Origin of the sequence: Acinetobacter sp. T_3_1, assembly GCF_025377055.1 — a bacterium.
Taxonomy (GTDB): Bacteria; Pseudomonadota; Gammaproteobacteria; order Pseudomonadales; family Moraxellaceae; genus Acinetobacter; species Acinetobacter kookii.
The window spans coordinates 365,163-385,701 of the sequence record NZ_JACHVD010000002.1; the positions used below are offsets into that span (position 1 = coordinate 365,163).

Sequence of the window (20,539 nt, forward strand, 5' to 3'; positions counted from 1 at the left end):
TCTTGGTTTTATTGTGCAGTAGACGGGAAGGTGTAAATATTGTTTTAAATTTTTGGGCTGCTGTGCCTTTTCTATATTGAAAGATCAGACTGCAAAGAGATGTATAGAAAAAGAATTTTTACTGTTCAGAAATGTATAAAACACAAGGTTCCAGTTATTAAATGTGGGTTTGTCGTATCTGGAACAAAATTTGAATAGAATTTAGCATTCAATCCTCTACACCTCTCAACCTCATAAAGTTAATTTTTAAAGAACATCAGGAAATAATTAAAACGGCTTCGAAAATAAAAACGGCTTATTCATTATGAACAAGCCGTTTTTTGCGGATATTCGTTATTAGAGGAAAACCCGAGTCCTCCTCAATAAGAGTTTACTTCGACACAGCTTTGCCTCGCGCTGCGTGCAGTTTTTTGTAGCTATCAATCAGACGTAAATGACGGTCCAACCCTTCAAGCTTCATGCTGGTCTCAGTCAAACCATAGAAGCGGATACTGCCGTCCATCGAGCCGATTACCGCATCCATACGCTCATCACCAAACATACGGCGGAAATTGATTTCGTAATCATTCAGGTCCATGTCATCGTCAAGTTCTACTTCGAGCACCACATTCATGCACTGATAGAACAAGCCACGCTCGACGGTATTGGTATTGTATTGCAGGAAAGTTTCCACCAGCTCTTTGGCTTCTTCAAACTCTTGCAAAGCAATATAAATCAGCAGTTTTAATTCCAGAATGGTGAGCTGGCCCCATACCGTATTGTCGTCAAACTCGATACCAATCAAGGTGCTAATTTCAGTGTAATCATCTACTTCAACATCTTCCAGACGTTCCACCAGAGCGACCAGCTGGTCTTCATCCAAACGGTGCAAGTTCAGGATATCTTCACGGAACAATAAGGCTTTGTTGGTGTTATCCCAGATTAAATCTTCAACCAGATAAATTTCCGAATAACCCGGTACCAAAATACGGCAAGCGGTTGCACCTAAATGCTCATACACGGCCATGTATACTTCCTTGCCCATATCTTCCAGAATGCCGAACAGCATTGCCGCTTCTTCAGCATTGGAGTTTTGACCCTGGTTGGTAAAGTCCCACTCCATAAACGTGTAGTCAGACTGGGCGCTAAAGAAACGCCATGACACTACACCGCTGGAATCGATAAAGTGCTCGACAAAGTTATTCGGCTCGGTGACAGCGTTGCTGCTGAATGTCGGTTTAGGCAGATCATTTAAGCCTTCAAAACTGCGGCCTTGCAGCAGTTCAGTGAGGCTGCGCTCCAGGGCCACTTCAAAGTTCGGATGTGCACCAAAAGAGGCAAATACACCGCCCGTACGCGGGTTCATCAGGGTCACGCACATTACCGGATACTGGCCGCCTAAAGAAGCATCTTTCACCAGTACCGGAAAGCCTTGCTCTTCCAGACCTTTGATCCCTTCAACAATTTTTGGATATTTTGCCAGTACATGTTCAGGCACATCCGGAAGTGCAAGCTCACCTTCTAAAATTTCACGTTTTACCGCACGCTCAAAAATTTCAGATAAACACTGGACCTGGGCTTCGGCCAAGGTATTCCCCGCACTCATACCATTGGAAAGATACAGGTTTTCGATCAGGTTGGATGGGAAATAAACCGTTTCACCATCAGAATGACGCACAAATGGCAATGAACAGATTCCGCGCATAGTATTACCCGAGTTGGTATCATACAAATGTGTGCCCAGCAGTTCATCTTCAGGGTTATAAATTTCTAAAGTGTATTCATCCAGAATTTCTTTTGGCAATTCCCCATTTGAACCTGGCTGGAACCATTTTTCATCCGGGTAATGAACAAATTCAGCATTGGCAATATCTTGCCCCCAGAACTGGTCGTTATAAAAGAAGTTGCAGTTCAAACGCTCAATGAATTCACCCAAAGCTGAAGCCAAGGCACTTTCTTTGGTCGAGCCTTTGCCGTTGGTAAAGCACATTGGCGATTGGGCATCACGAATATGTAAAGACCACACATTCGGTACAATGTTGCGCCATGATGCGATTTCAATTTTCATCCCCAGGTTCGCCATAATACCGGACATATTGGCGATGGTTTCTTCTAATGGCAAGTCTTTACCCGGAATATAGGTACTGCTTTCCGAAGTCAAGCTCGGCATCAGCAAAGCTTGAGCATCGGCATCAATGCTTTCCACTTCTTCGATCACGAATTCCGGACCAGTTTGAATCACTTTCTTTACCGTACAGCGATCAATGGAACGCAAAATACCCTGGCGGTCTTTTTCGGAAATATCAGCCGGTAATTCAACCTGAATTTTAAAAATCTGCTTGTAACGGTTTTCCGGATCTACAATATTGTTTTGCGACAAACGGATGTTATCGGTTGGAATGTCACGCGCCGCACAGTACACCTTTACAAAGTAAGCGGCACATAAGGCTGATGAGGCGAGAAAATAGTCGAAGGGACCTGGCGCTGAACCGTCCCCTTTATAGCGGATGGGCTGATCGGCGATTACCGTGAAATCATCGAACTTGGCTTCTTGTCGAAGGTTGTCAAGATAATTGACCTTAATTTCCATGCGGGCACCTAAATATTCTTATGTGTCAGTGCAACACATAAAAATCAGAAAATAAAATATAAGCCGAATCACAGACAGGAAACTGGCTTAAAAAAATAGTGTGACTAGTGCCATTCGTATAGCAGAGTAAACGACCGACCCTAGAAATGATGGACGGTATTATAGAGGGATTTTGCCTGATTGATAACTTTTGTCTGCTGTTCTCGCCTATTGATGAGAAATGCTTAAAACAGGACAATTTAGAGCAAGCAGTATCAAGACAATATTTCCAGACCCTTTACTATATATAGGTCTTATAAGTCTTACTCAGGCATAAACCATGACTGGACATGATGTGGAGCTTCAGCATGAATTGTGAAATAAAGTAAATTTCAATCAAATTATGTAGAAAAAGAAAATAAAAATTACATCCAATTAAAGGGTTCAACACACAAGCGCATAAAAATTTCCACAATAGATACCAAATCTTTCAATAAGATTTGAGCTACAAACTGCAAGCCTGCATTTTGTGCCTGTTGAAGTCTGAACTCGAACCCTGACTTCAAGCATTTCTACAAAAAAAGTTTACTCAAATCAGTTGAGGTCAAATGATGATAAAAACAACGCTAAGCATAATCGGACTGTCGCTCGTTTCCACACTGGCTCTGGCTGCCGATCCATTACATGGAACCAAATGGAAAACGATTGATGATGTGACCAAGAAACCATTATCTGTGGTTCAATTTACTGAAACATCCAAGGGCGTGCTTTCAGCAAAGATTGTAGATGTATTGGAAGGCACTGAAGGAGAAAAATGTACCAAGTGCAAGGGGAAATTTTTTAATAAACCGCTTCAAGGCGTACAGATTGTATCCGGACTGAAAAAGGCCGGAAACAATAGCTATGATGGCGGAAAAATTACCGATCCTAAAAATGGTAAAACTTATAGCTTTAATGCCAGACTCTCGGAAGATGGCAAAACCTTAAATGGCCGTGGCTATATTGGCGTATCTGCCCTAGGTCGAAGCCAGACCTGGGTACGTATTCATTAACGGCATGAGATTGAATCAAATAAAAGCGACTTTCATCAGTCGCTTTTCATTGCAAATCACACAATCTTTCTGAAACAGCTCTCCTAAAAGCCGTACTCCTATCTTTCCCTAAGCTTGTTGACTTGTCATTTCAATAAAATTAAATCGGCAATCATTATTCATTCGCTATTTTATAACCCATGTTTTCAGCGCTAATGACTGATTTTTGTCTAATTTTGAAAATCGCTATTTTACCGTCGTCTGCACCACATAAAGCAATATGCGACATTTGATCCGTACCGATTTCAGCAGCAAAAACTTTAATATTTGCCTGTTCTAATTCACGCTTCAGTTGCTGAAGCTGATTATCGGCATTCACTCCCGAACACTGTTTGGTTCCTAATGATTTTGTAATCGTAACCAAAGGGGGGTTATCCATATTATGCGTTTGACATCCCCCTAATCCAAGGAGTGCGATTGCAACCAAGCCTATATATTTTTTGACCATATTTATTCCATCCATCACATTTCCAAGCTAGAGAGCATAAAATGCTTTTTGTCCCATTTTTAATTGATCTGTTTGATCACCCATTGTAAAAATATTTTTTTATCAAGAAAATCAGGAGAATGAGTTGAATCTATGACTTTTTGCTTACCGTTAAATGTCCCTAAAAAGCTATAAGAATTTTTAACTTCAAAAAAACCGCCATTCATTTCATGGATTTCATAAAAAAATTCTTTTAACTTCTCAAACTGGCTGTGCTTATGAAAATAAGGACGCATAAGTAAAAAATTATAGATTTGTTCCAGAGTACATAATTCATTTTGCATATTCATGCTTATCGCCTGTGTAAATATGTTTAGATTGATTTAACTAGATTTTATAGAAATTATATTTGAGTTCTTTAAAAACGTATTTTTTAAATAATCTCCATGATTGAATTTCAGGAATTTCGACAACCCAGAAAGTAAATTTAAATTCATTAATGATCAATGTTATAGTTAAATGTGTTTTAACAATTAAATATTGGTAGCCTTTTATTTCTGTATATTTTATTAAACATCTGGTGAAGTACTCAGCTTGATCTTCATAAATATTATTTGTCTCACATTCAGATTTAACCAAATTGCAAATTAAACAGGATAAATCCCATAACAATATTTTTTCTAAAGTAATCATGGTCAAAATTTCTATAAATTAAAATGAAAACCAAATAAATAAGCATCTGCTCACGAAAATAATTAAGAACAATAAATTTTAACTTCCTCCTAAAAATGGTAATGATTTTTTAATTAAAATTTATAATCAAGCCGAAGACATTCCTAATATTTTGAAAAATTATTTCAAAATAACACCAGTTAAAAGCTTAAAGATAATAATCTCTTTCATAATTGTTTACACTCTCCTTATTTTTACCATAGGAAGAATTAAAGGGAATTTATGAAAGCAGTTTTATATCCAATTCAATGATGCATTTAATATTTCAATATATTTTCATTGCAAAAATATTGCATTGTGACAAATATGCGTCAATGTACATTCTTGTAATCAAAGTTATATAGAATGTAACTATGTAATAGAACAATATTTAAATGGAAAGTTTAATACTTTATTTTTCAACTATATATTCATTAAATATCAAAGCTTACAATTTGTTTTCTTGCGAATTTTGCAAGTATTTTTAATCGAATTTCAAATCTAATAAAATAATTAGAATGAGACCTAATCTACACTTTCACTCTTTAACACCTTAAAATTTAAAATTTTTCAACCTTTAATCGGGCACAGATGCAAAATTCGATAAAAATAAAATAAGAATAAATTATGTAAAATTTATTTATTTTATGTAGCTTTAATAATAATTTTATCCCTCAATCATTTTTTTAATGATATTTATAAATTAATCGAACAATTAATAGACAGTTAATATGTGTAGCTCAAGTAATTATTACCCCCCTGATCAATATTATTCTCATAACTTGTTACAGTTTATAATCCCTTATTTATCCCGTGATAAAAAGTACTGTTTATTTCTGGATATTGATGGAACATTATCAGAATTTCATCCTGATCCCGCTCAAAGCTTTATTCCATTCACCACCTTAAACACTTTACAGCAGTTAAGTGATTCGAATGTTTCGGTCATCTTCCTTACGGGCCGTTCAGTCCAGGCTGCCTCAGAACTCCTGTCTCCTTTACAAATGCCTATTGCGGGTACGCATGGTCTGGAAATAAAAATCGATGACTACACTCAATTCAGCATTGCGACAGATGCCATTCATTTTTCTTCACTGCAACATGATGTTCAGAAACGTTGTCGTCCCTACCCTCAACTGTTGATTGAAAACAAGACTTATTCTGTTGCCATTCATTATCGTCAATATCCTGAACTGGCCGATATTGCAAGACAAATTGCTGAAGAGGTCCTAAATACCCATCCTGGACTAAAAATAAATGAAGGCAAATGTGTATTTGAATTGCTGCCCAAACAGGCAGATAAAGGCCAAGCGATTCAAACGCTATTGGAATATTTAAATTTTGAGGATGTTTTACCTGTTTTCATTGGGGATGACAAAACCGACGAATCCGGTTTCAAGGTAATCAATCATTTGAAAGGGATCAGTATAAAAGTTGGACCAGAACCTACCCAGGCACATTACCGACTGAAAAATGTTGAAGATGTTGCTGATTTTCTTGACTTATTTTCACAATTCTTAAAAACACATTGTTTGAGACTGTCTCAAGTATCAGATGGAGAAAAAGCATGTCTAGATTAATCGTATTATCGAATCGTGTCAGTTTACCCCATCCCGATAAGTCTACCGCTGGCGGATTAGCAGTGGCATTGCAGGATGCACTTGCAGATATTGGTGGAATCTGGTTGGGCTGGAATGGTGAAAAAATTGCCAATCATCAAGATCCGCACTTTAATCAAACCGAATATAAAGGTGTGGAATACGTTACATGTCCTTTAACCGAAGAACAGTACCAAAATTATTATTGCGGTTTTGCCAATAATACTTTATGGCCGGCAATGCATGATCGCGCCGATTTAATTGAATACCAGGCTCAGCAATATACGACCTATCAACAGGTTAATCAGCTATTTGCCAGACAGCTCAAACAAATGGCCGAACCCGACGATTTAATCTGGGTGCATGATTATCATTTTTTAAGTGTGGCGCGTTATTGTCGTGAAATGGGCATGAAAAATAGAATTGGGTTTTTCTTGCATATCCCTTTTGCCGGCTTAAAAATCTGGAGTTTAATTCCAACGGCCCTTTCCTTGATTCAGGACCTTTGCCAGTATGATGTGGTAGGTCTGCAAACTGAACATGACCAACAGCAGTGTATGCAAGTGTGTAGTCATTACCTGGCTACCCAGCCTATCAATACCCACATGTTAAACTTTAATCATCATCAGGTTACTGTGCAATGCTATCCCATCGGGGTTAACCCTGAACTGATTCAAAAAGTCGCCGGGCAAAAAGATGAAAATACTGCTGCCGTATTTGAGTTTGAGAACCTAAATGATCAGCAAACCATTATTAGTGTCGATCGCATTGATTATTCCAAAGGGTTAATCGAACGGTTTAATGCCCTGGAAGCATTTCTACAGAGCAATCCTGAATATCATAAGCATCTTACCGACATCCAGATTGCCTGTCCCTGCCGTATGGAAATTGCTGCATATAAAGATTTATTTGAGCATTTACAATCCAAGGTGGATTGGATTAATCAGGAATTTTCACAAGATGACTGGTTACCGATCAACTGTACCCATGCTACCATTTCACATGATGTATTAATGAAAATTTATCGGCAGGCCAATATTTGCTGGGTAAATTCTTTGCGTGACGGGATGAATCTGGTGGCTAAAGAATTTATCGCCGCACAGGATCCTGAAAATCCCGGGGTATTGATTCTTTCAAAATACACGGGTGCAGCAGCGCAGATGTCTGAAGCATTAATCGTCGATCCTGAAAATTGCAACAGCATGATTCAGGCATTAAAAAAAGCTTTAACCATGGCAAAATCTGAACGCTTGGAACGTTATCAGCAATTGATGAATGGTTTAAAAAGCTTTGATATCAATGACTGGCGTAATGCATTTTTAGCCGACCTGAAAGGCGTTGAAAAAGTGAATATCCTCCCGCCTGTCACTAAAAAATTCCTTTCTAAAATTGCAAATTATTAAATTATCGAAAAAGAAAATTTTATATTTGACCTGTAAAAAAACGAGCATATCCATTTGGATATGCTCGTTCAATTTAACAAGGTCAATTAAAACATCAGGCTGTTTTAACTTGAGTAAAATGGTTCAAGAAAGCAATGGTTAACAGTAATGTCGCAATAAACCCAAAAACCACAGACAAGCCCATCATTTCACTGCTAATCCCAACCAAAGCAGGTCCCAATAAAGAGCCTGTATACGCCATGGTAGAAACACATGACAATGCGGCTGCTTTAGACATGACACTTTGACGGCCCACACGTGAAAACATCACCGGAACAATATTCGAACAACCCAAGCCCAGTAAAGCATAGCCTAATAAAACCACAATCCAGTGTGGAGCAACCACCACCGTAAACAGTCCAAGCGCTGCACAAACTGCACTGTAGATGATGATATTTTTTTCACCCAGAGCCTTAATTAAATAATGACCTGCAAAACGCCCCGAAGTCATGGCAATTGCAAAGCAGGTATACGCCAGACCAGCTAAAGCAGGTTTTACGCCGTATTCATTGATCAGATAAATTCCGCTCCAATCCATTGCCGAACCTTCTGAAAGAAAAGCAATAAAACACACCAGACCCATTAAAATGATTAACGGACTGGGGAATTTTTTGGTCTTGCTTTCAACTTCAGTAGTATCGTTTTTTGCTTCCTTTTCAATGACCGCTAAACTGTTAGGCACAGCCATGACGCTCAAAACCATCAATAAAAGACAAATTGCCAAAGCACTCATCAAGGGGCTCACACCCGCTGCAAGTAAGGCAGTAACAGTCATGACTCCGGCCAGACCACCTAAACTACACATGCCATGAAACTGCGACATCATGCTTTTGGCACTGTTTTTTTCCACAATCACAGCTTGTAAATTAATTGCCACACCCAGGCTACCCGCAGCTGTACCAAACAGGAACAAAGCAATGGCCATGATCAAAATACTACTGCTTAAGGCAAAGGTGGGTAAAACCATGAGCAACAATAAAACGGCTACGGAAATAATGGCACGACACCCCACTTTCTGGATCAGTAAACCTGTTGCAGGCATTGCCAGCATGGAACCTGCACCGATACATAGCAATAAAGTACCAAAATCGGCATGATTCAGGTGAAGTCGCTGCTGCGCATAAGGAATAAGCGGAGCCCATGCTGCGGTACTCAGACCTAAACTAAAGAAGCTTAGTAAAGTCGATAAACGCTGTGCAGAGTGCTGAGCTGCATGATCCAGATGTGCTGTTTTAGTTAAAAACATATGTGTGCCACCACAAGAAATAGGTTTTTTGGCCGTCCCTTTTCAGGATAATTCCCAGAGAAAAACCCCTGCAGACTTATAGATATTTTCTATAAATTTACAAGGGCTTTAATTTGGCGAAATTATACACAAAAAAAGAACAAATCAATCCTATTTTTTAGCCATTTTAAAAAATATTTTGTAACTGACATGGAGATATAATCAGCTCATAGCGTTAGGCGATAAATAAACTAAAAGCTTTAATTAAAATTAAGATAATTTAAATAAAACAATGTTTTATATTTTTTAATTTTTTATCCATCTCATAAGGTGATTGAAATTACTATAAAAATTATTCCAAAAATTTTCCTGATTTTCTCACAGAATTTTATGGCCATTATTTAGAAGAAAAACTAAATTTAAATTTGTTGTTCATCACTATTTTTTATATTTATTTTATAGAATATAAGACTTAATCCTAAAATCACCCGAAGATTCAATATCTTAATTTTATGGTAAGCCTCTCTAGCTGCAGGCATGAACACAGCTTTAGCTCATTTTTTAATACTCACATCGACCAAGTTTTATCGGTGAATAACCTTCTTTCACCTTTCCTTTGAAAAGTAAAATGATTATTCAATTATATCGATGATTCGATAAAAAAAGCTCTATAGGTTTTATAGCTACAGAGCTCATTTTTTAAATACCAGTATTTTGATTTATTTTTTAGGCTAATGATTTTCAATCAAGCAAGGTTAAAGTGTTACAGATTCATTTTTTGATGGTCTGCATCCGGTTCATCAGTTTTACCCGTGATACTTCCTTTTACCACCTTAAACAGATGAGTGATTTTATTGTCAGTGACATTCCAGTATTCTGCGCTAATGGCTCTTGCCACTAAAACCCGTACACTCGGATCATCCTTTCCTTTAAACCAGTTTTCAGCCCATGGATTCCAGAGTTCATCAATCAAGCTAGGGTCTGTACTGATTTGTGCATGCGCACTAATCGACACATAAATCTCATCTGAAGGCTTGGCAAAGGAGAGCCCAATATGATTCCTGCCCGACTCAATCGCATTCACCAGATCATTGCTATCTCGCAAGATAAAATACAGATTCTGGTGTTCATCCATCTGCTTAGAGTTGAGCATGGTCATGGGTTGGGAATGGATTTCCTGCGTTTCAGTAATATGACTGATCATGGAAAAGCGTACTTCTTTAATCAATTTCCATAATTTTTCGCGATTTTGATTATCTGTCATCATTTTTCTCCTCAAACAAGCCTATCAATGCTCTAGTTTTACGGTTTACTTCTGTTTCAGATTAATTATATTTTTCAGTTTGAATATCCTATCTCACTGATTTTATACATTTGCATAATAAAAGCTGTTAGCAATGATCATAAGAAATAACGAAGACCCATTCTGTTACATTCAGCTGGGAAGATTTTCAGATTGTTGAGATAAATAAGAATAAAAATGAGATACAGAAAAAAAGCCCCTAGCGCTTAACTTGGGGCTGTTTGAAACTTGCTTTAAACTAAGTTTGATGGATTCATCAAGGTCTTTCATTTTATAGCGCATGTACGGTTTTTTTTATACATACGGAATTGACCGATGATTGTTTTTGAGTGATCAAATGAATGGCTCTCCTCTGTTTATTTGGTAATTTATATAAAGCAGAAACTATGCCAAAAAAACAAAATGAATGATTTCTGCAAAATAAAAAAGCCCCAAATTAAAATATGAGGCTTTTCAGTGGAATCCATCTATATTTGAATTAAATCTTATATCTTGATGTCAGGCTATTGCACCAAGTTGTTTCCTTAGCTTCTGGTCTTGCAGATTTTTGACCTGATCTGGTTCATTAAAGGTCACACGGATAATTTTGACGATGGTTTGGCCAGAAATCTGCGATCGCAAAATGCTGGCTTAATCGGTTATGTCAAACGGCAATGTCATTCTGCTCTCAACGATGACGCTAAATATATTACATCGCCTAAATCCATTTTCACCATTTCCCCTTTCACCATGACATAAGCATCGCTATCATTGATCTATAATCAAGATTCAGCATATAAAATAAAGAAAATTCGAGCGAAAGTCGATTATTGGTTTGAAGATGATGCGACCTTATTCGCTTTTTCAGCAAAAAATGTCATGAATCATACGCATTCATGACATCTTCTGTAGATGTATGTGTCTATGATTATTTTGCTTTCTTATAGATAGAGCCAGAACCCACCAGATTTCCGGTTTTTTCGTCAATCGCAAAATCAACCACACCGGCACCTGCATTCACCTCAAGAAAACCATTTTCACCCACTGAAGCAGGAACAGGATTTTTCTTTTCAATTTTACCTGTCTCTTTATCTTTTAAAGTATTGGTAATGAAATAATGGTCACCATTTTTGGCAATCACCAGAGAATTTTCAAGTTTTGGATTTTCCACGGTATTTTTCCAGGTTCCCTGATAATCCGGTGCTTCCTTGGTACAAGCCGTTAATAATAGTAATAGTGAGATTGCTGAAAAATATTGAAGATATTTCAAAACTAAGACCTTGAATGTTACGACGCGGCCATTATAAAAAGAACACGCTGCTGATTAAGGGGCTTGTTGTAGGCAAAGCGTTTCGGCAGTACGGTCTCTGTTTTGCTTTCGTCATTTTTTGAAATTTATATCCACATTTCATCCATAAAAACTGAAATTGGCAATTTAAAAACCCATCATGAGATTAATGCCAGTCAGTTAAGAAATTGACTGACATTTTCTTTTTTAAATTCATGCCTGTATTTGATATGTGGGAAAGTCATCCGCAACTGTTTGAGGCAGGACTACATTAAAAAATGATTGTTTCTGCGATAAATTTGCTAGTAGATAGTGGCTGACGAGTTTTGCGGATGACAAATGCCTTTGGTTACTTTGGGCGAAACCAAAGTAACAAATGAGCTGCAAGAGTTTGATTAAAAATGGGAAGACTCCGCCATGACTCACTAAAAATTAAGGAGTTTATTTCTAAACTCCTTAACTGATCAGCATTACATCATGAGATGGGTTTTGTTCTACACAATCCGCGGTATTTATGCAGTTTTATGCATGTTTCCGGTCTCTTCAAATTTCGCATGCCAGGACAAGGCTTCTTCAAGAAGATGCGGGGTTTGCCCGCCACGCTGGCAAGCGCGTTCAAAATAATCATTCAGTTCATCGCGATAATCCGGATGCGCACATAAATCGATAATCTTGCGGGCACGCTCACGCGGAGCCAGACCGCGTAAATCCGCCAGACCGTTTTCTGTCACCAAAACATCAATGTCGTGTTCGGTATGGTCAGTATGGCTGACCATCGGGACTACAGATGAAATGGCTCCACCTTTGGCCACCGATTTGCTCACAAAAATCGCTATATGTGCATGGCGGGTAAAGTCGCCCGAACCGCCAATTCCGTTCATCATTTTGGTTCCGCTCACATGAGTAGAATTCACGTTGCCGTAAATATCAAACTCCAGTGCGGTATTGATGGCAATAATCCCCAGACGGCGAATGATTTCAGGATTATTGGAAATTTCCTGCGGACGCAGCACAATCTTGTCTTTGTATTGCTCAAAATTCTGCATCACCCGTTGTGCACAAGAATCGGACAAGGTCATGGAACAACCCGAAGCAAATGTCATTTTACCCGAATCAATCAAGTCAAACGTACAGTCCTGTAGAACTTCGGAATACATTTCCAGATGATGAAAATTGGAATGTTCAAAACCTGAAAAAACGGCATTCGCAATTGAACCGACTCCAGACTGCAAGGGACCCAGATTTTGCGGTAAATGCCCTGCTGCCACTTCAGCTTCAAAAAATTGAATCAGGTGTTTGGCAATCGCCAACGTATCCTGGTCCGGTTCATCCATATTGAATGAAGTGTCGGGAAGGTCGTTCAGGACAATGGCAGAAATCTTTTCCGGACTGACCTGAATGCCGAGTGTCCCAATCCGTTCTCCTGCATGAATCAAGGGAATCGGTGCGCGGTTTGGACGGGCTTTAGGCACATAAATATCATGTACCCCTTCGAGGATTGGATGGATGGTGTTGTCAATTTCGATAATTACATGATCTGCCATTTCCACAAAGTTGGCGGAGTTACCACATGAACCGGTGGGAATAATCTGACCATCTTCAGTAATCGCTGTTGCTGCAATCACGGCAACATTAATTCGCGGCAAGTTGTGATGACGGATATTATCTGCCATTTCCGATAAATGCTGATCGATATACATCACCTCACCCGCATTGATCGCTTTACGCAGGCCCGGATCAGCCTGATAAGGATAACGGCGCACAATCGCATGGGCTTCATTAAGACGGCCATCAATCTTGTTGCCCAGGCTTGCACCTGTCGCCAGGGTAATCTTTAAGGGATGTTGTTTGGCATGTTCAGCCAGGGCCAGCGGTACCGTTTTTGCTTCACCTGCACCGCCAAAACCACTTAAACCCACTACAGCACCGTCTTGAATCAATTCAATCGCCTGTTCAGCTGACATAACTTTGTCGCGAAGGGAGACTAAGCGAATGCGATCTAAACCATTCATAATAAAAATCTCAAAAATAAACTTATTGGTTGCCACCCTCCCAGCCTGCTAAAAAGGTGGCTTTTATTGCTTGTCGAATTCCAATTCGTCGCTTATTGTTCTGCTATACGGAAACGTCTTAGATCAGTTCAACTGCAACCGCAGTTGCTTCACCACCACCAATACATAAGCTGGCAATGCCTTTTTTGCCGCCGGTGCGTTTTAAAGCATGCAATAAAGTCACAATAATGCGTGAGCCTGATGAACCCAAAGGATGGCCGAGTGCACAAGCACCACCGTTAATGTTCACTTTTGCTTCATCTAAATTGAAAGCATCCATAGCCGCCATAGCCACCATGGCAAAGGCTTCATTGATTTCCCAAAGATCAACCTCTTGTGCATCCCAACCGGCTTTTTTCAACACTTTTTCAATCGCTCCGACTGGCGCAATGCTGAACTCTGTCGGGTGCTGTGAATGAGATGCATAAGCCACAATTTTCGCCACTGGCGCCAAACCGCGCTCTGCAGCAATTTCCTCTGAAGTAATGACTAAAGCAGAAGCTCCATCTGAAATAGAGCTGGAATTGGCAGCAGTAATGGTGCCATCTTTTTTAAAGGCCGGACGTAAAGTAGCAATTTTGTCGACCTTGGCATTCAGTGGTTGTTCATCTTGCTCAATTACCACATCCCCCTTACGTGAAGACACGGTTACAGGCACGATTTCTTCTTTAAAATAGCCATTGTTGATGGCTGTTACTGCTTTATTCAACGAGCTGATTGCAAAGTTATCTTGCTGTTCGCGGGTATAGCCTTTTTTATCGGCCATTTCTTGGGCAAGGATACCCATGGAAAGACCGGTTTCAGCATCTTCCAGACCTTCCTGAAACATATGGTCGGTGATTTTGCCATGTCCCATACGGTGACCGGCACGTGCTTTATCCAGCAAATAAGGCGCATTACTCATCGACTCCATGCCGCCTGCGACGACAATCTCTGCTGAGCCTGTTTTCACTGCATCGGCAGCCTGCATCACTGCTTTCATGCCCGAACCGCAGATTTTATTAATGGTGGTTGCACCCGTGCTGTCAGGTAAACCTGCCTGACGCATGGCCTGACGCGCCGGTCCCTGTTTTAAGCCGGCTGGAAGAACGCAGCCAAAAATGACTTCATCAATATCTGTGGGTTGCAAACCTGAACGCGCTACAGCTTCTTTAATGGCTGCTGCACCTAGTTCTGGCGCTGTACATGAAGAAAGTGAGCCCTGGAAGCCACCCATTGCGGTACGAACACCATTTACAATAACAATCATTTTTTTCATCCTAATTTATGAATTTTGTTGTGTGACATGAACTTATACCCTCAGCTCATGTCATTTCCATCTTTGTTCAACCTGTATTAAAGCTATGTGCCAAACTTAAGATTGGGCAGTAAAATATTCCTCGGGTAACTGCATCACTACATCGGCACCGGCTTGAATACGTTGTACACGTGCTGCCAGGTCAGGTAAAACCTTGGCTACATAATACTGCGCCAACACCAGTTTGTTCTGGAAGAACGCTTCAGCTTTCGGTTGGGCGGCCTGGCTGATACGTGCATACATATAGACAAAGCTGAGTAATCCCACCACATGCAAGTAATCCACTGCCACGGCATTGGAGAAATCAGGGGCTGTTTTTGCCTGATCCACAATGAAGGCAGTAATGTCTTCAACCTGTGTGCAGACATCCAGTACAGCGGCTTTAATGCTCAAGCCATCATCCAGACCTTGTGCAAATTCACGAATTTCTGCAATGTATTCACCTATGTATGTTCCACCACATTTGATGGTCTTACGGCCAATCAGGTCAATGGCCTGAACGCCGTTCGTGCCTTCGTAAATTTGGGAAATACGCAAGTCACGAATACACTGTTCCATGCCCCATTCACGAATATAACCATGACCACCAAAGCACATTTGGGCTTCTAAAGCCGAATCCAAAGCTTTATCGGTAAGGTATGCTTTAGCAATTGGTGTTAACAATGCCACACGGTCATTGGCTTTACGTACTGCTTCAGCATCGGTTGAGTATTTGGTAATGTCGAGCTGTTGACCTACATAGACCGCAAAGGCACGCGATGCCTCGTTGTTGGCGCGGACATTCAGCAACATGCGGCGCACATCACCATGCACTAAAATGGAATCTGCCGGTTTTTCAGGCGATTTTGCACCAGTTGCGGCACGGCCTTGCAAACGGTCTGTGGCATATTGTGCAGCATTCTGGTAGGCAAATTCAGCCGCACCAATGCCTTGAATACCCATGGATAAACGTTCGTAGTTCATCATCACGAACATGGCGGCCAGGCCTTCGTTTTCTTTCCCCACGATATAACCTTTGGCACCGTCAAAGTTCATTACGCAAGTCGCAGAACCCTTGATCCCCATCTTGTGTTCAATGGAACCTGCAGACACGGCATTGCGCTCACCCACCGAGCCATCTGCATTGACATGGAATTTCGGCACGATGAATAAGGAAATACCGCGTGAGCCAGCCGGTGCATTCGGTGTTTTTGCCAAAACCAGGTGGATGATGTTTTCACACAGATCATGTTCACCGCTGGTAATAAAGATTTTTGTCCCGGTGATGTTAAAAGAACCATCTTCATTCGGTTCCGCCTTGGTTTTAATGATGCCCAAATCGGTACCAGAATGTGGTTCTGTCAGGCACATGGTACCTGACCATTCACCAGTGTAGAATTTTGGCAGATACGTCTCTTTTTGTTCTTGGGAAGCACGGTCATTAATCGCCATGCCTGCACCCACAGTCAGTAAGGGATACAGCATAAATGACGGGTTGGTACTCCAGATCATTTCATCCGCCAGTACCGTCAGCATTTTAGGCATGCCCTGACCGCCCCATTCTTCAGGCGCGCCCAGGCCAACCCAGCCACCTTCGGCAAACTGTTTAAATGCTTCTTTAAAACCTTTAGGTGTAGTCACCACACCATTATTGAACTGTGCGCCACCTTCTTCATCACTGCTGCGGTTTAAATCCAGGATGACGTTTTTAGAAAACTTGGCCATTTCCTCTAAAATCGCATTAGCCGTTGCCATATCTAAATGAGCGAGGTTTTCATTCCCCTGCCAGAATTCATCTGCCTTAAATACATCATTTAAAATAAATTCCATGTCTTTAAGGGGGGCGTTATAAATAGGCATGTTGCTTTCCTTATGTGAAGACTTCGCATTAAAAATAGTGAAGTGCTTTTTAAAGTTGTAAGAACCTATACTGAAATAACGGATTTATTCCAACGTCCATCTTTCTAAGCAAATTCCGGGTATTTCCGTGGTTTTCAGCATCCATGAGGAGAAATGAACGTAGCGAAAATCAGGTTAAAATACTTTACTCATCAGCTCGAATATTAAGAATCTATTCATCATTACTCCAATGAGCAATGAATAAAACATGGTTTCTGTAAATCACTTTAAACTGAACCATCCACCCTCAAACCGAAGCTTAAATACATGAATGGAATACGGTTAAATCAGCATATCTGCTCTTTGCGTTTTATGGGCTAGTCCCTTTTTTCAACGTAAAAAGACAATAAAATAATTATGCGTTAATTGGAATTTTATTGATGATTATTGACCTCTCAGGTTCTGCCAGATTGACTTTTATTTTTGGCTATGCCATTGCAAATCTAAGCTGATTGAATGCGCTTCGTTGACCTTCAGTCTATATTGTCTCTCTTGTACTAAAACAAAAAAGCGCTTTGTTAATTTCTTACGTCAAAAACAAAGCAGTGCTTTTTATTATTCTCTTGCGCTAAAAACAAAGCAGTGCTTTGTTTTTTAGCTCATATCAGACATTAGTTGAGTTGTCATATGCATAAGATCGGTATATGTTGAATTGGCTTTTTTTATGTCTTTCTGGGACTTACGATGAATACGGTACGCCAACAAAATTTTCAATTACGCAAAGAGAAAATTTTAGCCATGGCAGAAACACTGTTACTGGATAATAATCAGGACATTACCTTGGCAGAACTGGCGTCTGAACTGGATATTGCCAAAGGCACCATTTATAAACATTTTAAAAGCAAGAATCAGCTCTATTTAGAACTCATTATTTTGAATGAAAAAAGATTATTGGAAATTTCGAAAAAATATAAAAATAATATTAAAACCTATGTTTCACAGTACATGCTCTACAACATGTTAAATTCCAACCGGACCATTTTATTGCATGTAATTGAAGAACGCTTAACCAATAATGAACGCAAGCTAAAAGAATTATTTGAACAACTCTATAAAGTCCGTGAAGAACGGATTATCGAAATTAAAGACATGACCGATGATTATCTGAAGTCCTTTAATAGTGCCATGTCGATTCGCGATTATTTGTCTTATATCTGGACCGTCACTTATGGCGCTTCATTATTGCTCAATTCGACCCACTACCAGAAAGCCATTGGTTCACGTGAACGCCTGATCAAGCTGTATATCAACCAGGCCTTAATGACCCCGGATAAAATTTCTTGATATCCGGGTTTCAATAAATCAGTTATTGATGAATGATTTTATGCATAGGGTCATCCAGGTCATTCATTTTCGAGAACAACTCGTAACACATCTGCCGCAGCCACTGATGGCTGGTCTTATGATGGCAGGACATATGCCAATATTGCTTGACGGCGTAAGTGGGAAAAGTAATCGGTGCGTCAAAAATCTGCAAATTGCCGCGCGACAATAACACTTCACTTAAATAATAAGGTACGGTGGCAATGGCATCGGTTTCCTGAACCACCAGTCCAACGCCCAGATAACTCGGCAAGCGCATCAAGATATTACGTTTCAGTTCTAAATTTAACAGTTCATTCTCAATATGGTAATGCCCCATTCCGGCATCAATATCGATATGGGGTTCATTGATATATTGTTCGGTGGTTAAGCTGTTTTCGCTGAGCCGCGGATGATTTTTGGCGGCAATCACCACATAATATTGCTCAAACAGTTTCTGCTGATAAAAACCGTTTTCCAGATTGGGCAGAAAACCGATCGCCAGATCAATTTCCCCATTGGCCATTTGATAACTGGTTTCAGAAGTAATGGCCCGGACATTTAAACGGATATGCGAAGCATGCTGTTTTAAATATTGGGAAATCTTCGGCAATAAAACCAAGTGCGACACATCGGTCATGGCAATGGTGAATTTTTGCTGTGAGGTGGTCTGGTCAAAATCAACGGTAAAATTATTAATGATTTCAACTTTGCTTAAGGCTTCACTGACCAGTGGAAACAGCTGTTTCGACAGTTCAGTCGGCACCATTTCATTGCCGATTCTCAAAAAAAGCGGGTCATTATAATGCTGACGGATTTTATTCAGGATATTGCTGACCGTGGGCTGGCTCATGGCCAGATATTCAGCCGCGACAGAAACACTTTTATATTTATAAATATAAAGAAAAACACTGAGTAATTTACAGTCGAGCTCAAACACCGATTCAAATCCCTAAATCTTCAATTTGTAGAGGCAATATATCATCTGCCTTTTACGGGCTATTTCCAATGTCCATTTATACCGAAAATAGCCTGTCATGCGGATACGCTTCAGCTGAAGCCTATAAAATAAATTCTATCAATAAAAATCAAAATAACACAAAAGACCGCTTTCATTATTGTTTGCACCCTCTTTATTTTTCTCCCTGAGCAGACTTGAAATGTATTTCAAGTCTGTATAAGAAAAATCAAAGGGATGGATGGAAGAAGTCTAAAGAAACACATCAATCAAACGGTTTGACTTAAACCTGAACGCTTCAAATTCAAGTCAAACCTTAAGGTATGAACAATTATTCTGCTGAAATATCTTCAAATAACACTGAAGATAAATAACGCTCACCCGCATCCGGTAAAATCACCACAATGTTTTTACCCGCATTTTCAGGACGTGCTGCCAGTTGAGCGGCAGCTGCCATGGCTGCCCCACTTGAAATACCGACCAGAATACCGTCATGGGTGGCTGTTTTGCGTGCCCATTCAATAGCCGTAGCACTTTCAATGGCAATCACTTCATCCACTAAATCCAGGTCCAAGTTTTTAGGAATAAAGTTGGCGCCAATGCCCTGGATTTTATGCGGTCCCGGTGTCAATGGCTCACCCCGTTTCGCTTGGCCAATAATCGGTGATTCCGCAGGTTCCACAGCAACCGAATACAGCGGCTGATTTTTTACCTGCTCAAAATAACGCGAAATACCGGAAATGGTACCGCCTGTACCGACGCCAGACACCAGAATATCGACTTTACCGCCAGTCGCTTCCCAGATTTCAGGGCCTGTGGTCTGTTCATGGATTTTCGGGTTAGCCGGGTTTTCAAACTGCTGCGGTAAAAAATACACATCCGGTTGTTCAGTGGCTAAACGTACCGCTTCATCTACCGCACCTTTCATGCCTTTGGCCGGTTCTGTCAGCACCAGATTTGCACCAAACGCTTTTAAAACCTTACGGCGCTCAACACTCATGCTTGCCGGCATGGTCAAGGTAATGTCATAACCTTTGGCAGCCGCAACAAATGCCAGAGCAATACCGGTATTGCCGCTGGTTGGCTCGACAATATGCATGCCCGGTTTAAGCAAGCCTTTTTCTTCAGCATCTGCAATTAAAGCAGCACCTACCCGGCACTTCACCGAGAATGCCGGATTACGGCTTTCAACTTTTGCCAATACGGTTGCGTCGGATGAAATGGCACGGTTGATGCGAATTAATGGGGTATTGCCAATTGCTTCAGCATTATTACCATAAACCGCTATACCTAAATTGTTCGGTGCTGGAAAAGCAGAATCAGTACTCATTTGAACTCCTTGAGCTGTCTTTTGATTTTAAAGTTATGCGCTCATCATAAGCCATTTAGACCTTCAAGATAAGTTTTTCTCTTGTTAGACCTATTCAACTTAAGGTGCAAT

Annotated in this window: 15 protein-coding genes; 4 read left to right on the forward strand and 11 right to left on the reverse strand. The window is 40.2% G+C overall.

The features are described 5' to 3' along the window. Positions 1-370: 370 nt before the first annotated feature. Positions 371-2,569, reverse strand: coding sequence for an OsmC domain/YcaO domain-containing protein (locus H4I94_RS04330; protein ID WP_261181742.1), 2,199 nt, complete (start codon positions 2,567-2,569; stop codon positions 371-373). A gap of 590 nt (positions 2,570-3,159) precedes the next feature. On the opposite strand from H4I94_RS04330, the gene H4I94_RS04335 reads away from it, so the two are divergent. Beyond that, positions 3,160-3,600 carry a DUF2147 domain-containing protein gene (locus H4I94_RS04335; protein WP_261181994.1) on the forward strand — a complete coding sequence of 147 codons (441 nt, stop codon included), beginning with the start codon at positions 3,160-3,162 and terminating at the stop codon, positions 3,598-3,600. 154 nt (positions 3,601-3,754) lie between these two features. Here the strand turns inward: H4I94_RS04335 and H4I94_RS04340 are convergent, their stop codons facing one another. Then, positions 3,755-4,102, reverse strand: a complete 348-nt coding sequence (locus H4I94_RS04340) for a hypothetical protein (protein ID WP_261181746.1) — start codon at positions 4,100-4,102, stop codon at positions 3,755-3,757. 44 nt (positions 4,103-4,146) lie between these two features. Next, positions 4,147-4,416, reverse strand: coding sequence for a hypothetical protein (locus H4I94_RS04345; protein WP_092819613.1), 270 nt, complete (start codon positions 4,414-4,416; stop codon positions 4,147-4,149). A gap of 1,143 nt (positions 4,417-5,559) precedes the next feature. Here H4I94_RS04345 and otsB point away from each other — a divergent pair. Together otsB and H4I94_RS04355 are read left to right on the forward strand one after the other, a co-directional pair. Next, entirely contained in the window at positions 5,560-6,357 is a 798-nt protein-coding gene (gene otsB / locus H4I94_RS04350) for a trehalose-phosphatase (RefSeq protein WP_261181756.1), read from the forward strand. Beyond that, a complete protein-coding gene (locus H4I94_RS04355; protein WP_314732911.1) occupies positions 6,345-7,778 on the forward strand; it encodes a trehalose-6-phosphate synthase in 1,434 nt (477 codons plus the stop codon). The genes otsB and H4I94_RS04355 overlap by 13 nt, the downstream gene beginning before the upstream one ends. A 94-nt stretch (positions 7,779-7,872) precedes the next feature. On the opposite strand, the gene H4I94_RS04360 is transcribed toward H4I94_RS04355, so the two are convergent. The 6 genes from H4I94_RS04360 to H4I94_RS04385 form a co-directional block, all read right to left on the reverse strand. After that, positions 7,873-9,063, reverse strand: a complete 1,191-nt coding sequence (locus H4I94_RS04360) for an MFS transporter (RefSeq protein ID WP_261181763.1) — start codon at positions 9,061-9,063, stop codon at positions 7,873-7,875. Between the two features lie 742 nt (positions 9,064-9,805). Continuing rightward, entirely contained in the window at positions 9,806-10,306 is a 501-nt protein-coding gene (locus H4I94_RS04365) for a pyridoxamine 5'-phosphate oxidase family protein (RefSeq protein ID WP_131275055.1), read from the reverse strand. A gap of 946 nt (positions 10,307-11,252) precedes the next feature. Next, on the reverse strand, positions 11,253-11,594 hold the full coding sequence (locus tag H4I94_RS04370; protein WP_092819619.1) for a hypothetical protein: 342 nt from the start codon (positions 11,592-11,594) through the stop codon (positions 11,253-11,255). A 530-nt stretch (positions 11,595-12,124) separates the two neighbouring features. Beyond that, positions 12,125-13,624, reverse strand: a complete 1,500-nt coding sequence (locus H4I94_RS04375) for a succinate CoA transferase (RefSeq protein WP_261181774.1) — start codon at positions 13,622-13,624, stop codon at positions 12,125-12,127. A gap of 118 nt (positions 13,625-13,742) precedes the next feature. Further along, positions 13,743-14,912: a thiolase family protein gene (locus H4I94_RS04380; protein WP_131272769.1), complete on the reverse strand. Its 1,170-nt coding sequence runs from the start codon at positions 14,910-14,912 to the stop codon at positions 13,743-13,745. Between the two features lie 105 nt (positions 14,913-15,017). After that, positions 15,018-16,799: an acyl-CoA dehydrogenase C-terminal domain-containing protein gene (locus H4I94_RS04385; protein ID WP_261181783.1), complete on the reverse strand. Its 1,782-nt coding sequence runs from the start codon at positions 16,797-16,799 to the stop codon at positions 15,018-15,020. 723 nt (positions 16,800-17,522) lie between these two features. Between H4I94_RS04385 and H4I94_RS04390 the strand changes: the two genes are divergently transcribed. Beyond that, positions 17,523-18,122, forward strand: coding sequence for a TetR/AcrR family transcriptional regulator (locus tag H4I94_RS04390; RefSeq protein WP_092819622.1), 600 nt, complete (start codon positions 17,523-17,525; stop codon positions 18,120-18,122). A 22-nt stretch (positions 18,123-18,144) separates the two neighbouring features. Here the strand turns inward: H4I94_RS04390 and H4I94_RS04395 are convergent, their stop codons facing one another. Beyond that, the gene (locus H4I94_RS04395) at positions 18,145-19,080 is read right to left on the reverse strand and encodes a LysR substrate-binding domain-containing protein (RefSeq protein ID WP_092819623.1); all 936 of its coding nucleotides are present in this window, start codon (positions 19,078-19,080) and stop codon (positions 18,145-18,147) included. Positions 19,081-19,429: 349 nt separating this feature from the next. Then, positions 19,430-20,428 carry a cysteine synthase A gene (gene cysK, locus H4I94_RS04400; protein WP_092819624.1) on the reverse strand — a complete coding sequence of 333 codons (999 nt, stop codon included), beginning with the start codon at positions 20,426-20,428 and terminating at the stop codon, positions 19,430-19,432. Between the last annotated feature and the right edge of the window lie 111 nt (positions 20,429-20,539).